This is a genomic window from Shewanella algidipiscicola (genome assembly GCF_003605125.1).
GTDB classification, from domain to species: Bacteria; Pseudomonadota; Gammaproteobacteria; order Enterobacterales; family Shewanellaceae; genus Shewanella; species Shewanella algidipiscicola.
In genome coordinates this window covers 13,677-29,153 of the sequence record NZ_QPQT01000014.1, presented here as the reverse complement: position 1 = coordinate 29,153, position 15,477 = coordinate 13,677, and the positions used below count along the sequence as shown (strand labels likewise).

The 15,477-nt window shown below is 47.7% G+C and carries 11 protein-coding genes and 4 tRNA genes; 9 read left to right on the top strand and 6 right to left on the bottom strand.

Translation table 11 applies throughout. The annotated features are described in order from the left end of the window. Nucleotides 1–12: 12 nt before the first annotated feature. The 4 genes from DVO77_RS14845 (at nt 13) to DVO77_RS14830 (ending at nt 5,903) form a co-directional block, all read left to right on the top strand. Nucleotides 13–936: a branched-chain amino acid transaminase gene (locus tag DVO77_RS14845; RefSeq protein ID WP_119978874.1), complete on the top strand. Its 924-nt coding sequence runs from the start codon at nt 13–15 to the stop codon at nt 934–936. Between the two features lie 161 nt (nt 937–1,097). Then, nucleotides 1,098–2,948: a dihydroxy-acid dehydratase gene (ilvD, locus tag DVO77_RS14840; RefSeq protein ID WP_119978873.1), complete on the top strand. Its 1,851-nt coding sequence runs from the start codon at nt 1,098–1,100 to the stop codon at nt 2,946–2,948. A 1-nt stretch (nt 2,949) separates the two neighbouring features. After that, a complete protein-coding gene (gene ilvA, locus DVO77_RS14835; protein WP_119978872.1) occupies nt 2,950–4,500 on the top strand; it encodes a threonine ammonia-lyase, biosynthetic in 1,551 nt (516 codons plus the stop codon). Nucleotides 4,501–4,760: 260 nt separating this feature from the next. Continuing rightward, nucleotides 4,761–5,903: a pyridoxal-phosphate-dependent aminotransferase family protein gene (locus DVO77_RS14830; protein ID WP_119978871.1), complete on the top strand. Its 1,143-nt coding sequence runs from the start codon at nt 4,761–4,763 to the stop codon at nt 5,901–5,903. 200 nt (nt 5,904–6,103) lie between these two features. On the opposite strand, the gene DVO77_RS14825 is transcribed toward DVO77_RS14830, so the two are convergent. The 4 genes from DVO77_RS14825 to ubiK all read right to left on the bottom strand — a co-directional run bounded on the left by DVO77_RS14825 (nt 6,104) and on the right by ubiK (nt 9,453). Then, complete coding sequence (locus DVO77_RS14825; protein WP_119978870.1) at nt 6,104–7,462, bottom strand: sodium-dependent transporter; 1,359 nt, start codon at nt 7,460–7,462, stop codon at nt 6,104–6,106. Between the two features lie 275 nt (nt 7,463–7,737). Continuing rightward, entirely contained in the window at nt 7,738–8,223 is a 486-nt protein-coding gene (locus DVO77_RS14820) for an Lrp/AsnC family transcriptional regulator (protein WP_119978869.1), read from the bottom strand. 25 nt (nt 8,224–8,248) lie between these two features. Beyond that, nucleotides 8,249–9,058 carry a phosphatase PAP2 family protein gene (locus DVO77_RS14815; protein ID WP_162924200.1) on the bottom strand — a complete coding sequence of 270 codons (810 nt, stop codon included), beginning with the start codon at nt 9,056–9,058 and terminating at the stop codon, nt 8,249–8,251. Nucleotides 9,059–9,192: 134 nt separating this feature from the next. Then, on the bottom strand, nt 9,193–9,453 hold the full coding sequence (gene ubiK, locus DVO77_RS14810) for a ubiquinone biosynthesis accessory factor UbiK (protein ID WP_110459072.1): 261 nt from the start codon (nt 9,451–9,453) through the stop codon (nt 9,193–9,195). 169 nt (nt 9,454–9,622) lie between these two features. On the opposite strand from ubiK, the gene rep reads away from it, so the two are divergent. Continuing rightward, complete coding sequence (gene rep, locus DVO77_RS14805; RefSeq protein ID WP_119978868.1) at nt 9,623–11,635, top strand: DNA helicase Rep; 2,013 nt, start codon at nt 9,623–9,625, stop codon at nt 11,633–11,635. Between the two features lie 29 nt (nt 11,636–11,664). On the opposite strand, the gene DVO77_RS14800 is transcribed toward rep, so the two are convergent. Beyond that, entirely contained in the window at nt 11,665–14,307 is a 2,643-nt protein-coding gene (locus DVO77_RS14800; protein WP_119978867.1) for a sensor domain-containing diguanylate cyclase, read from the bottom strand. 236 nt (nt 14,308–14,543) lie between these two features. Here DVO77_RS14800 and DVO77_RS14795 point away from each other — a divergent pair. The 4 genes from DVO77_RS14795 (at nt 14,544) to DVO77_RS14780 (ending at nt 15,009) form a co-directional block, all read left to right on the top strand. Beyond that, nucleotides 14,544–14,620: transfer RNA gene (locus tag DVO77_RS14795), tRNA-Arg, on the top strand. Nucleotides 14,621–14,665: 45 nt separating this feature from the next. Then, nucleotides 14,666–14,741: transfer RNA gene (locus DVO77_RS14790), tRNA-His, on the top strand. Between the two features lie 63 nt (nt 14,742–14,804). Further along, a tRNA-Pro gene (locus tag DVO77_RS14785) sits at nt 14,805–14,881 on the top strand. Between the two features lie 51 nt (nt 14,882–14,932). After that, nucleotides 14,933–15,009, top strand: a tRNA-Pro gene (locus DVO77_RS14780). 22 nt (nt 15,010–15,031) lie between these two features. Here the strand turns inward: DVO77_RS14780 and DVO77_RS19390 are convergent. Further along, on the bottom strand, nt 15,032–15,421 hold the full coding sequence (locus tag DVO77_RS19390; RefSeq protein WP_119978866.1) for a hypothetical protein: 390 nt from the start codon (nt 15,419–15,421) through the stop codon (nt 15,032–15,034). Between the last annotated feature and the right edge of the window lie 56 nt (nt 15,422–15,477).

Here is a 15,477-nt window from a genome sequence, read left to right as displayed (position 1 = left end):
TGAGAAAATATTATGGCCGCAAAAACTGCAGAATTGATTTGGTTTAATGGTGAGATCATGCCGTGGGGCGATGCTAAGGTGCATGTTATGTCGCATGCGCTGCATTATGGTACCTCAGTCTTTGAGGGGATTCGTGTTTACGCGACTCATCTTGGTCCAGCGGGTTTTCGTCTAACTGAGCATGTGCAGCGACTGTATGATTCGGCAAAAATATACCGTATGCCAATTCCTTATCGCTTTGAGCAAACGATGCAAGCCTGCCGAGATATTGTGCTCGCCAACAAGTTAGATGGTGCCTATATCCGCCCATTGGCGTTTTATGGTGATGTGGGGATGGGGATCACTCCGCCTAAAGATGCCAAATGTGAATTAATGGTGGCTGCGTTTCCTTGGGGTGCCTACTTAGGCGAAGACAGCATGGAGCGCGGCGTCGATGTGGCGGTAACTTCTTGGAATCGTCTTGCGCCAAATACCATTCCGACTGGAGCGAAAGCCGGTGGTAACTATCTGTCATCTTTGCAAATTTCCACAGAAGCAAAACGTAATGGCTTTGACGAAGGTATCGCTCTCGATGTCAATGGCCTCGTCAGCGAAGCCGCGGGCGCTAATCTGTTCGTCATTAAAAAGCATAAGCTGTATACCCCGCCAGCCACGGCAGCGATCTTAATGGGCATCACCCGTGACACCATTATTACCTTGGCGCGAGATAAGGGTTATGAAGTGGTGGAAGAGCCGATGTCGCGCGAGTTTTTATATTTAGCCGATGAGATTTTTATGACAGGTACCGCCGCCGAAATTGTGCCGGTGCGAAGTGTGGACCGTATCGAGGTAGGCGTGGGTAAGCGCGGGCCTATTACTAAAGACATTCAAGCGAGCTTCTTTGGGCTATTTAATGGCGAAACAGAAGACAAGTGGGGTTGGCTAGAGCCACTCTAAGCGGTTGACGACAGAGTCGCTGTTTGTATAACAGAGTCATCAGTTGTTGCTATAAAAGATTAGGTTAGTTAAAAGCCCGACAATGCGATAGCGTTATCAGAGGGCAAACATTCAAAGCTAGGCGATGTGATATCGCCTATCGATAAAAAGGAAGCAATCTCATGGCAAAATTACGTTCAGCTACCAGTACCGAAGGTCGCAATATGGCCGGTGCTCGTGCACTTTGGCGAGCGACAGGGGTAAAAGATAACGATTTCGGTAAGCCGATTATTGCCATTGCCAACTCCTTTACTCAGTTTGTGCCGGGGCATGTCCACCTGAAAGATATGGGCTCGTTAGTGGCGGGCGCCATTGAAGACGCAGGCGGTATCGCCAAAGAGTTTAATACCATCGCGGTTGATGATGGTATTGCCATGGGCCACGGCGGCATGCTCTACAGTCTACCGTCACGTGAGCTGATCGCCGATAGCGTTGAGTATATGGTCAATGCCCACTGCGCCGATGCGTTAGTGTGTATCTCAAACTGCGACAAGATCACCCCTGGTATGTTAATGGCGGCGCTACGTCTTAATATTCCTGTGGTGTTCGTCTCGGGCGGGCCGATGGAAGCGGGCAAGACTAAGCTATCGGATAAGATCATTAAGCTGGATCTGGTTGATGCCATGGTGGCCGCGGCGGATGACCGTATCTCAGATGAAGACAGTGAAAAAATTGAGCGTAGCGCCTGCCCAACATGCGGCTCATGCTCGGGCATGTTTACCGCCAACTCGATGAACTGTTTGACCGAAGCGCTAGGTTTATCTTTGCCGGGTAATGGTTCGATGCTCGCGACCCATGCCGATCGCCGTGAACTCTTTTTAGAGGCGGGTCGCCGCGTAATGGCGCTGGCGACTCGCTACTATAAGCATGACGATGAATCAGCCTTGCCACGCAATATTGCCAACTTTAAAGCGTTCGAGAACGCCATGGCACTGGATATCGCCATGGGCGGCTCGTCCAATACCGTATTGCATCTGTTAGCAGCGGCTCAAGAGGGCGGCGTCGATTTTACCATGGCCGATATCGATAGAATGTCGCGTCAGGTGCCGCACCTTTGTAAAGTGGCGCCATCGACACCCAAGTATCATATGGAAGATGTCCATCGTGCTGGTGGCGTAATGGGCATTTTAGGTGAGCTAGACAGAGCCGGCTTGCTGCATACCGATGTGAGCCATGTTGCCGGTGAAAGCCTTAAAGCGGTATTGGCTAAATATGATATCGCCCAAAGTAGTGATGCAGCGGTGCACAAGTTTTTCTCAGCAGGGCCAGCCGGTATTCCAACCACCAAAGCCTTTAGCCAAGATTGCCGCTGGCCAAGTGTCGATGTCGACCGTAAAGCGGGCTGCATTCGTACCCGTGAATTTGCGTTTAGCCAAGAGGGTGGCCTAGCTGTCTTGTCGGGCAATATTGCGCTGGATGGATGTATCGTCAAAACCGCTGGCGTCGATGAAGCGAATCATACTTTTGTGGGCAGTGCTCGAGTTTATGAAAGCCAAGATGATGCCGTCGCCGGTATCTTAGGTGGTGAAGTGGTTGCGGGTGATGTGGTGGTCATTCGCTATGAAGGCCCTAAAGGTGGCCCTGGCATGCAAGAGATGCTTTACCCAACCAGTTATCTGAAATCTAAAGGCCTTGGTGCGGCTTGCGCGCTTATTACCGATGGCCGATTCTCTGGCGGCACATCGGGTTTATCTATCGGTCATGTCTCACCAGAAGCCGCAGCTGGTGGCACCATAGGTTTAGTTGAAACCGGGGATCGAATCGAAATCGATATCCCTGCTCGTACCATTAAGCTGGCGGTTAGCGAGATAGAACTGGCGAGTCGCCGCGCAGAGATGCAGTCGCGTGGCAAACAGGCTTGGAAACCCAAAGATCGACAGCGCGCAGTATCGCTTGCGCTTAAAGCCTACGCCATGCTTGCGACCAGTGCCGATAAAGGCGCAGTGCGAGATGTTAGCAAGCTGGAGGATTAATATGTTGGCATTAGCCTCACAATCTCAGTTAGATTTAGCGCACTATTATCTGCAGAAGATACTGTTATCTTCTGTCTATGATGTGGCAAAAATCACCCCGCTTTCTAGCCTGAATAAGCTCTCTGCACGTTTAGGCTGCCAAGTGTTTTTGAAGCGCGAAGATATGCAGCCTGTGCACTCGTTTAAGCTGCGCGGCGCCTATAATCGTATCGCTCAGCTTGATGCAAAAGAGTGTGAGCGCGGCGTAGTATGCGCCTCTGCCGGCAACCACGCCCAAGGGGTGGCGATGTCGGCGTCGGCGCGTGGAATAAGCGCGGTGATCGTGATGCCAGAAACCACTCCCGAAATTAAGGTCGATGCGGTGCGCCGTCTCGGTGGCACTGTGGTGCTGCATGGTCAGTCTTTCGATATGGCCAATGAGTATGCCCAGCAACTCGCTCAAGATGAGGGGCGCGTATATGTCGCCCCGTTCGATGATGAGGCGGTTATTGCAGGTCAAGGTACGATTGCGCAAGAGATGTTGCAGCAACAGCGCGATCTCGAGGTGATCTTTGTGCCTGTTGGCGGTGGCGGCCTGATCGCGGGTATCGCCGCTTATTACAAAGCGGTTATGCCGCAGGTGAAGATTATCGGGGTCGAGCCAGAAGACTCTGCCTGTCTAAAAGCGGCGCTTGCAGCCGATGAGCGTGTGGTGTTATCGCAAGTGGGGTTATTTGCCGATGGTGTGGCGGTAAAACAGATTGGCGCAGAGCCTTTTCGATTAGCACGTGAATATGTCGACCACGTGGTGACCGTGACCTCTGATGAGATCTGCGCTGCGGTTAAAGATATTTTTGAAGACACCCGCGCGATAGCCGAGCCGGCAGGTGCCTTATCACTGGCTGGACTGAAAAAATATATTGGTGACGAGGGTAAAGGCCAGAAGGTCGCTGCTATCTTAAGCGGTGCCAACGTAAACTTTCACAGCCTACGTTATGTGTCGGAGCGCTGTGAGCTGGGTGAGCAAAAAGAGGCTATTTTGGCGGTTAAAGTGCCAGAGCGTCCCGGTATCTTTTTACGCTTTTGTGAGCTATTAGACAAGCGTGCCATGACCGAGTTTAACTATCGTTTTTCCAGTCGTGATAAGGCGGTGGTGTTTGCGGGCATTCGTTTGTCACAGGGGCAGGTTGAGCTCGATGAGATAGTTGCCAGATTAGAGGGCGATGGTTTTGAAGTGCAAGATCTCTCCCATGACGAGACGGCAAAACTGCATGTACGTTATATGGTGGGGGGGCATCCGCCAGAGGAGCTTGAGGAGCGCCTGTTTAGCTTTGAGTTTCCAGAGCATCCCGGTGCCTTGTTTAAGTTTTTGACAACTTTGCAGAGTAAATGGAATATCAGTTTGTTTCATTATCGTAATCACGGCGCCGCGTATGGTCGGGTACTTGCGGGGTTTGAAGTGCCAGAAAGCGATGCTATCGCGTTTCAGCAGTTTTTAACCGATGTAGGTTTTGTCTATCAAGAGGAAACCGATAGCCCAGCCTATAAGCTGTTTTTAGATAATCGAGATTAGTCGATATGCTTGCGGTTAAATGAGACGATTTTAGGACGCTGCTGCGTCCTTTTATATGTTATCTTGCTATGGGTAACACATTGAATTCGTATACTAAGCGCGAATAATTAACGACACTAATAAGATGCCACTCATGGCACAGACATAACTGTGAATACGTAGGGATGTGGTAGGGCAGGCGTCAATCTCTTGCTTCCATATAAACCAACAGTTAGCCCGAACCCTAATGGATAAAGCGAAGGCTTTATAGAGGAAAGAAGATGTTAGCAGCACCGAAAGTAAACGCATTTAACCCTCCACGTCGAACGCTGATGGGTCCAGGCCCTTCGGACGTTTACCCTGAAGTATTGGCCGCTCAAGCTCGTCCGACAATTGGTCATCTTGACCCGCTGTTTGTGGGCATGATGGATGAGCTTAAAGCGTTGATCCAATATGCGTTTCAAACTGAAAATGCCATGACTCTGGCGGTATCGGCGCCTGGCAGTGCGGGTATGGAAACCTGTTTTGTTAATTTAGTTGAGCCCGGCGAAAAAGTGATAGTGTGCCGCAACGGGGTGTTTGGCGAGCGGATGCGTCAAAACGTTGAGCGCGTTGGTGCTACTGCGGTGGTCGTCGACAACGAGTGGGGCATGCCTGTGTCGGTTAGCGATGTTGAGGCCGCGCTGAAAGCTAACCCTGATGCGAAGTTTTTAGCCTTTGTCCACGCAGAAACCTCAACTGGCGCCTTGTCAGATGCCAAGCGTCTATGTGCGCTTGCCAAGCAGCATGATTGTCTCTCTATTGTCGATGCGGTGACCTCATTAGGTGGTGTAGAGCTTAAAGTGGATGAATGGGGCATAGATGCTATCTATTCGGGCAGCCAAAAATGTCTCTCCTGTGTGCCAGGATTATCGCCTGTGTCGTTTTCGCCTGCGGCGGTAGAGAAACTTAAAGCACGTAAAACACCCGTACAGAGCTGGTTTTTAGATCAAAGCTTAGTGATGGGCTATTGGAGCGGCGATCAAGCTGCTGGTGGCAAGCGCAGCTATCATCATACCGCTCCTGTGAATGCGCTGTATGGATTGCACGAATCACTTCGTTTACTTGCCGAAGAAGGGCTTGAAAACGCGTGGGCGCGACATCAAAACATGCATCAAGTGCTGCGCGAAGGATTAGAATCATTAGGGCTTAAATTTGTAGTCGATGAGCAATCTCGTTTGCCGCAACTCAATGCTGTCTATATTCCTGAAGGGGTCGATGATGCCTTAGTGCGTAAGCAATTATTGGAAAACTATAATCTAGAGATAGGCGCAGGCCTTGGCGCGTTAGCGGGTAAAGCATGGCGTATCGGTTTGATGGGCTTTAGTGCAAGGCGTGAAAATGTGGCCTTATGTTTACGAGCGCTTGAAGAGGTACTGCGTTAGTCACGGCTGATGGCTGGCACACTAAAAAAGGGGAAATTAAATTCCCCTTTTTTGTGGCTGATAATTAGCGTTATAGCAAACAGGATCACCATTGCTGTTAAGCGAATTTGATTGTGAAGACTTTAAAAGATCGGTCAATGGCTCATTTCAACTCTTAATTGAGCAGCATTAATCAAGCGGTGCCTTTGAGCTATTAATGGTTAACCAGAAACCAACTGCACTATAATAAGGGTGATTAATACCGGGCAAACAAATTTGACGTAAATAGGCCAAATTTTCCAAAAAAGACCATCGGCATTGGCGCCTTCTTGGGCTCGGATTGTTGTCATGAGACTGTGTCGGTTCCATACCCAGCCAAGGTAGATTGCGATACCCAAAGCAATCAGGGGCTGGGCGCGCTCGGTAGTGATGGTGATGATCAAGCCAAACAACCATTCAAAGTTAAATACCATGATAGTCGACAGAAGCATGATAACGCCCGCTACCAAATAAGTTGCGCGGTGGCGCTCTATGTTGGTTTTCTCAACAATATAGCTGGTCGGTACTTCGACTATCGAGATGGCAGACGTTAAGCCTGCAATGGTCATCAGTATAAAAAAGATGATGGCAATCAGCGGCCCTAGCACACCACCTAAGGTGTCAAACAGCGCGGGCAATACCGTAAAGACCAGAGTATCGGCATTTAACAGGCTACCGTCGGCGCTGAAGATCTGCACGCCATTATGCTGCGCCACATACATAGCCGGGATGATCATTAACGCTGCAAGAAAGGCCACACAGGTGTCGGTTAAGGTGACATAAGCGGAGAGCGTAGCAATGTTTTCCTGCTTATTGAGGTAGGCGCCGTAAACCATCATAGCGCCAGTGCCTATGGTCAAAGAAAAGAAGGTCTGCCCCAGCGCACCGACTAAGACCTCGGTTTCCAAAATCCGGCTAAAATCAGGCACCAGTAGTGCAGTTAACCCGTCAGCAGCACCAGGCAGAGTAAGAATATAACCAACGCCCATCACCAATATTACCAACAGCATTGGCATTAGCCGTTTAGACCAACGCTCGATACCTTGTTGCACGCCTTGGCGGATAACCATTACAACCATCAAGGTAAAGACGATGGTAAAAAGCAAGTTTCGCTCAACGGAGAAGGCCATTAGCCAGGTTGACGTTTGCTTAAAACCGGTAACTTCGGCTATGGGCGCAACAGCAAAGCTGACAAACCAGCCAGATAAGATCATATAAAAAGTGCAGATCAAGGTGGCGGTGATGATAGAGGCAAAACCGATAATTTTACCGATATAACGACTGTAAGAGGATTGACCAACATTAGCCATGGCGTCGGCAGGGTTGGTTTGGCCATGGCGGCCAATCATCAGCTCAGCAACTAACATGGGATAGCCAAGGATAAGGATGAGAACCAGATAAACCAGCAGAAATGCACCGCCGCCATGAGTGGCCGCTTGGGTTGGAAAGCCCCAGATGTTACCAACACCGACAGCGCTGCCCGCTGCGGCCATAATGAAGCCAACTCTTGAACTAAAATGGCTTGAATCGTTTGAACTCATTGGGTTGTGCGCTCCTTTAGCAAAGAGGCCGCATCATAGCGTTTACAATGAGTAGGTCAACAGGTAAATATTGCTTTAAAGTGCCTTCGCTTTAACGAGTATTTCTTTAAAAATGCTTAGTGTTGGGCTTTTATTGCCAGATAGTTTATTTTTGCGTGATTATATTGTGTTGATTGCTCGGCATGGTTGAGTGACGCAATTAGATTGCGTGAGTAAATAATCGTTAATGCGTGCAGATTATCTCAATGTTTGGCTGAGGTTGGCTTATGGAGAGGTCAGTCGTATGACTTAGGCAATGGTATCGCGGTGTGGTTTTTTGCTTGTTTGAGCACAAAGCTTGAGCGAATACCGGCGATATCTTGGTTGGTAGTGAGCTTCTCTAGCAGGAAGTGTTTAAAGGCCTCCATATCAGCGACTAACACCTTGAGCTGATAGTCGGCGTCACTGCCTGTGAGCAGGCAACATTCGAGTACTTCGTCGTAGTGGTTCATTGCTTGTTCAAACGCATTGAGAACCCTTTGGTTGTGTTTTTCCAGTCTGACCTGCACATAGGCAGTGAGATGCAGATTAAAGAACTCTGGACTCACCAAGGTGGCGTAGCCAGTAATGATGCCACTATCTTCAAGGGCCTTAACTCGGCGCGAGCAGGGCGAGGGAGACAGGCCAACTAACGCAGCCAACTCTTGATTCGATAAGCGCCCATGTTGTTGAAGTAGCGATAGGATTTTAATATCAATTTTATCGAGTTGCATTGTTGTCATCGGGTGCTCGTAAATGAAGGTGTCGCTATCGGGCGTCGTGATTCGATACAGTCGCCCTAGTGGGTAATACTTTTTGCTGGAACTGAAGGATAATTGCGATACACAGCAAGGCCATTAATCCGCCGATGACCGTAGCCGCCAGTACATCTTGCGACCAATGCATTCCCAGTAACATGCGGCTCAATCCCATGCTTAAGCTCCATAAGCCTAAGAATAATGGCAACAGGTATTGACCGCTGAGTAAGAGAAAATAACTTAACACCATCGACAAGGTGACGGCAAATAAGGTGTGGCCCGAGGGGAAAGAGAAGCCGACTTCGTGTTGCCAGTGAGCGGCAATTTTATTCGACAACTTGATCTCGGGTGCTGTGGTCATTGATGGGACATTTGTAAGCTGGTTAAGGGCTTGGCTTACCATAGGACGGCGCTGGGCGGCCGGAAGTTGATAAAACTCCTCTAATTGCAGCAGGCTTTGCTGCGCCATCAAAGCCGCGTTGGGTCTAGGCTCGCCAAAAAAGGGTTTCAAAAAATGGTTGAGCCCCAAGGTGGTGAGCATGCTCAGACCTACGGCGAGCACCAGCGCGATAAATTGTCGGCGAGGCACCATGGTGAAGCAAACGCCGAGTAACACTATGGCGGTTAAGGCCCCATATGGCGCAGTGCCTGAGGTGGTGACCCAATAGAGCAACTCGGCCAAAGGGGAGTCAAGCGCGATTAACGGAAACAGCGACGTACCACTCAGCAACAGCCCTGCTGGCACTAGGAGTAGGAGTAACCATCCAAGAGTCAGCGCCGATAGCAAGCGCCTTGAGAGTGTCACAATGTTACCTTGCACACCAGTTACCTCGCACAAAACCGTTAAATCAAAGGTTACAGCGACCTTGCAGGTTGCCCTTACTGCTCAAGCTTGATTCGTTGAATCAACATCAATATTGATATCACATCGCGCCGACATCGCCTTGGCTCTGCTTATTCACCTGCGGCTTGGTTGAGCTTGGCTTCTAAGGCATCGACTTGGGCTTGTAGGGCTTCGAGTTTTTCACGGGTTTTAAGCAGAACGTGTTGTTGTACGTCAAACTCTTCGCGTGACACCACATCGAGTTTCATCAGCTGATTTTGTAAAATTTGCTTACTTTTATCTTCGAATTCGCCAGCAAATTGTTTTAGGCCACTAGGAAGGTTATCGCTAAGCTGCTTAGCCATCTCTTCAATTTTCTTTGGGTTAATCATGGTTTTTCGCCTCTGGGCAATCAAGTCAATATGCTGAGAATTGTACCTGAGCTACTGCGGATAACAAATTAAAAAGCCGCTGGTTATTTTATCTCAATAGATGGGCGCAGATTCTGGTATGATCTGCCTCTAATTTAGACCCTTTTATCTGCTTGGTAGTTGTAAATTCATGAAGCTCAATCCCGGTCAAAATGATGCTGTTCATTATGTTTCAGGCCCTTGCCTCGTCTTAGCTGGCGCAGGTAGTGGTAAGACACGCGTGATCATTAATAAAATTGCTTATCTGGTACAAAAGTGCGGATATCAAGCCAAAACGATTGCCGCGGTGACCTTTACCAACAAAGCGGCTCGCGAGATGAAAGAGCGTGTCGCTCAATCTATGGGGCGTAAAGAAGCGCGCGGTTTATGGATTTCAACCTTCCACACCTTAGGGCTGGAGATCATTAAACGTGAGTATAAAGTATTGGGATTAAAGCCCGGCTTTTCACTGTTTGATGATCAAGACTCCCTCGCGCTACTTAAAGAGTTAACTGAAAACGAACTCGATGGGGATAAAGATCTGCTGCGCCTGTTAATGACTGCTATTTCAAACTGGAAGGGCGATTTGGTGATCCCCGCTCAGGCGCGCAAACTCGCCAAAGATGAGCAGTCGCAGTTATTTGCCTTGTTATATCAGCGCTATGCTCAGCATATGAAGGCCTATAACGCATTAGATTTTGATGACCTCATTTTATTGCCTACGTTGCTGCTAAGGCATAATCAAGAGGTGAGAGAGCGTTGGCAAAAGCGGATTCAATATTTATTGGTCGATGAGTACCAAGATACTAACACCAGCCAATATGAGCTGGTTAAATTGCTGGTGGGTGAGCGTGCCCGCTTTACTGTGGTGGGTGATGACGATCAGTCTATTTACTCATGGCGTGGCGCTAAACCACAAAACCTAGTGTTATTGGGTAAAGATTTCCCCTCATTAAGGCTGATTAAACTCGAGCAAAACTATCGCTCCAGCCAGCGTATTTTGCGCGCCGCCAATATATTGATTGCCAATAATCCCCACGTATATGACAAGTCACTGTTCAGTGAGCTGGCCTATGGCGAGCCGCTGCGGGTATTGATGGCAGCCAATGAAGAGCAAGAAGCTGAGCGGGTGATTGCCGAGATGATCAGGCATAAATTTGTTGGTAGAACCCAGTTTGGTGATTACGCTATCTTGTATCGTGGTAACCATCAATCACGCTTGTTAGAGCGTGCCTTAATGACCAATCGCATTCCCTATAAGCTCAGTGGCGGCACCTCATTTTTTGGCCGCGCCGAGATTAAAGATATCATGGCGTATTTGCGCTTAGTGGTAAATCCTGACGACGATAATGCCTTTTTACGGGTAGTTAATCTGCCTAAACGTGGTATTGGCCCTGCGACACTGGAACGTTTAGGCAATTATGCCAACGAAAAACAAATTTCGATGTTTGAGGCGATTTTTCAAGGCGAGCTTAATCATCATTTACCACCTGCGGCAATGGCGTCGTTATATAAGTTTGGCAAATTTATCGTCGATATGGGTGAAGAGGCCAATCGTGGTGAACCCGTAGAAGCGGTTAAGCGCCTTATTCGTAATATCAATTACGAAGATTATCTATACGAAACCAGCACCAGCGCCAAGGCTGCTGAGATGCGCATGAAAAACATCTCGGAGCTGTATCGCTGGGTGACCGAAATGCTGCAAGGTGACGATCTTGATGAGGGCATGACCTTACCTGAGGTGGTGACGCGTTTAACATTGCGCGACATGATGGAGCGTAACAGCGAAGATGAAGCGGGCGATCAAGTACAGCTAATGACCTTGCATGCCTCCAAAGGGCTGGAGTTTCCTTACGTGTTTATGGTCGGGGTTGAGGAGCGCATCTTGCCGCACCAAAGCAGTATCGACGAAGACAACGTCGAGGAGGAAAGGCGTCTGGCTTACGTGGGCATTACCCGTGCACAAAAGGACTTGTGGTTTATGATCTGCCGTGAGCGGCGTCAGTTTGGCGAGGTAATGCGTTGTGAACCTAGCCGCTTCTTGCTTGAGTTGCCTCAAGACGATCTGATTTGGGAAAACCGCAAGCCTGCACAAACCGAGCAGCAGCGGGTGCAATCAGGTAAAGCCAATATTGCCAACATACGTGATATGTTTAAGAAGTAGTGTTGCGCTGACCTTATGGCGTTGAGTCATTAGGCATACAAACTATCAGATTCCCGCTTGGTTTGGGGTAAGGTTTTTGAATCAATCGACTTACCGAGTGCCAGTCCCTGCCCCTGATGGAAACCGAGGTTTAGCAGCTGTTGGTGCTGAACCTCGGTTTTGACCCCCTGCACAAATATTTTTAAATCTAATGCGTTAGCAGCGAGTTGGTGGGCGGTAAGCAGCTTTTGATGCTGAGGGTGACTTAAGTGGCTAATATAACTGGGGTCAAGCTTAAGGCCGCTTAATGGTAAAAAGCTAAGGCTACTCAAGGCGCTGTGGGCGCTACCATAGGCATGCAGCCCGAGATTGATGCCGAGTTTATGTAACATTTCAAACGCATTGATATGGCTTTCAGTATCTTGCACAAACGCTTTTTCATTAAAAAACATCCAGATCATTTCAGGTTTGCTGCAGCTCTGTTTAAGGCGATTTTTAAGTTTGCGCACCGCATGTTTATGTTTTAAGTGGCGACTAGAAACATGTAAATGCAGTTGTATCGGGCCACTTAGGGTCACTAGCTGAGGGTAATCGAGATTAAGTTGCTCAAATAAGTAAAGGTCGAGCTCTTTGGTGAGATTACAATGCTCTGCGATATTACTGAGTTGTGCCTGTTTAAGCTTACCCAATTGCTCATGTTGCCAATAGAGTCTTGGCTCATAGGCCAATATTTCTTGACTGTCTAGAGTCATAATGGGGAAGTATTGTAGAGCTAAACTTTTGTTGACTAAGGCTTCTCGCAATTCTAATTCTAAAGTGATGTCGTGTGCCTGTTTTCCTCTTGTGCGGTTGTCGCTGACAACATAACAGCCTTTACCATTCGATTTTGCCTGATACATAGCTGTATCGGCATCTTTGAGCAAAGATTCGCTGGTGTCGTTGTTGTTTTGACCACTAAATGCAATACCAATGCTGGCCCCGGAGGTAAAGCTCTGCTGGGCTAGCTGGTAAGGAATCGATAGTTTACCGAGAATCCGTTCGGCTACTTCAATTGCGTCATTGCTGTCGTGAATGCTATCGAGCAGGATGACAAATTCATCACCACCAATGCGTGCCAGTGTGTCGTTATCACGGATACACAGGTTAAGTCGTCGAGCCGTTTCAATCAAAAAACGATCGCCTTGTAAATGTCCTAAGGTGTCATTGATCAGCTTAAAACGATCTAAGTCGATAAACAGTAAAGCAAAACGGTCTAAGCCATGGCGTCTGACATGTTTAACCGCTTGACCTAAGCGCTCCATAAACCGTGCCCGATTAGGTAAGCCGGTCAGAATATCATGGCAGGCATCATGTACTAACTGTTGCTCAACTTTGCGCCGCTGACTGATCTCTTTTTCTAAGTCTTGGTTAAGCATGGCTAATGCGCGAGTACGCTGGGCGACTTTTTCTTCTAACTGTTCATAACTTTGCTTTAATGATTCGGCCGATAATTTACGTTCAATAGCGGTGGCAATATGCTGCGACACAAAAGTTAATAGGCCGAGATCTTTTTCTTGATAGGTGTGAGAAGCGCTAAAGCTGTAAATGGTCAAGGCACCTTTGACCACTCCTTGGATAAACAGTGGTACGCCGATCCACTGATTAATGGTATCTGTATGATTGAGTTGGGGCGCGATAGCATACAGTTGCTTAGCGTCGATCAGTGCTTTGATATCAGACTTTTCGAGTAATATGGGTTTCTTGTGTTTCAGTATAAATTCAACTAAACCGTCGGCGAGCGGACGTATAGAGGGTATATCAGTGTTTAATTGAGACACATAGAAGGGAAAGTTTAAATAGCGGCCACTGTCGTCGAGCAAGCCGATGTAGCAGTTATTAGCGGGTAACAGATGGCTTATCACCCGATGTAATTCAGTGTAGAACACAGTGTCATCGATATTTGAGTTAGACAGTTCGGCAATTTCAAATAGTGATTTTTGCAGATGCTCTGCTCGGCGTCTTTCATTCACCTCTTGCTTGAGCTTGTCGTAAGCCAGACTCAGTTCTTTGGTTCGATGCTCGATAGCGGTTTCAAGGTTGTGCTGATACTGCACCCGTTCAATTACACCTGAGACATGTTGACTAATAAAGGTGATCAGTTCGAGTTCAATATCGCCATAACTGATCTCTGGATTATAACTTTGAACGGCCAGTACACCTATGGTCTGTCCACCGCTGAAGATAGGAACCCCAAGCCATTGATGGCAAGTAGAACCGCGACTGACAATTTCTTTGGCTGCGATTAGCTGATTAAACTTGTCATTGTCGCATAGTAACGCTTGTTGTTGACGAAACACATAGCCGGTCAATCCGCTGTATAGCGCATTGGAAATTTTTTCCGATGGAAAAAGCTGGCTGGGGTGGGGATCTTTTTCATCGATGAAAAAGGGAACATTCAACTCATTGGTATTACTGTTAAGTAGGGCAATGAAAAAATTATCAGCAGGTAAAAGTTTGTTGAGGTTTCGTTGAACGCCTGAATAAAAATCATCGGCACGTTTTGCACTTGCAGCAATATTGGAAATATCGAGTAAAGCATTCTGAATCACCTCAGAGCGCTTATATTTTCGCGCCAGACTTTTTAAGCGGGTAATCCTTTTGCTTAATTTGTCTATATCACGATCTGCAAGTTGGTCTGTTTCTTCCCTAAACATGACACCGCCAATTTCTTATAATTATCATATCTGTGACTGTATTAGATGAGGGTTATAAATAGCATAAAAAAGAAACAGTACCAAGTCATTATTTTGACTACTGCAGTGAATTTTGACCTAAATGGGCTGTCAGAGGCGTAAATCTGTTAAAAGTTGAGCAAACGCATAAAAAAATCGATGTTTGCTATAGACGAACAGGTAATTAATCCATATTATATGCGGCGCTAACAAGGCAGGCACCCATAGCTCAGCTGGATAGAGCGCACCCCTCCGGAGGGTGAGGCCGAGGGTTCGAATCCTTCTGGGTGCACCAGTTGGATTTGAGGTTAAAGTTAGCAAGTAAGCAGTAATATCAGTGGTGATTGTAGCTCAGTTGGTAGAGCCCCGGATTGTGATTCCGGTTGTCGTGGGTTCAAGTCCCATCAGTCACCCCATTACTTCTTATCCAACATTGAGGGTGACCTCATTAAACATCTACTACTGTTTAAGTAGAGACTCGGTGATTAGCGCAGCCCGGTAGCGCATCTGGTTTGGGACCAGAGGGTCAGAGGTTCGAATCCTCTATCACCGACCACATTATAAAATAGCGAGCCTGTCTCGATATTTGCAATAAATTAAAGATTTTCGGTGATTAGCGCAGCCCGGTAGCGCATCTGGTTTGGGACCAGAGGGTCAGAGGTTCGAATCCTCTATCACCGACCACTTTCGAAAGCCTTCTGAATAGTCAGAAGGCTTTTTTCGTTTTGGCTATGTTGCCCTGTATGCCCTGTTGATCTTTCAAGGTTGTTTTTGCCGCGAATTGTTGGGTATTTATACAAGGCAGAAGCTTTGTGGTGTAGTTATTAACATAAAAAGCTGAGAACGCAGTAGAAATACCCAACAAACGCTGCCCGAAGAGTTCGGCTAAAAACGCTTTACTCTTTGTTAAGTGAATTTTGCTTAGATGACTAGGCTGCAATCCACTCGCCTCGATTAAAACGTTTTTGTCTCGAGCAAAATTCAACCAGCAAAGATCTACAGGTCCTAGTGTATGGGCTGTGACAGAGAAGCTTATTTGTCTTATTTGTAATGGCGGCGATTTATGCTGGCGATCATCATGCTGGTTGCTCTGCATCTGCACTCGTGTTGCCGGCTTACATCCTGAAGTTTAACCAGAGCCCATCGATTTTT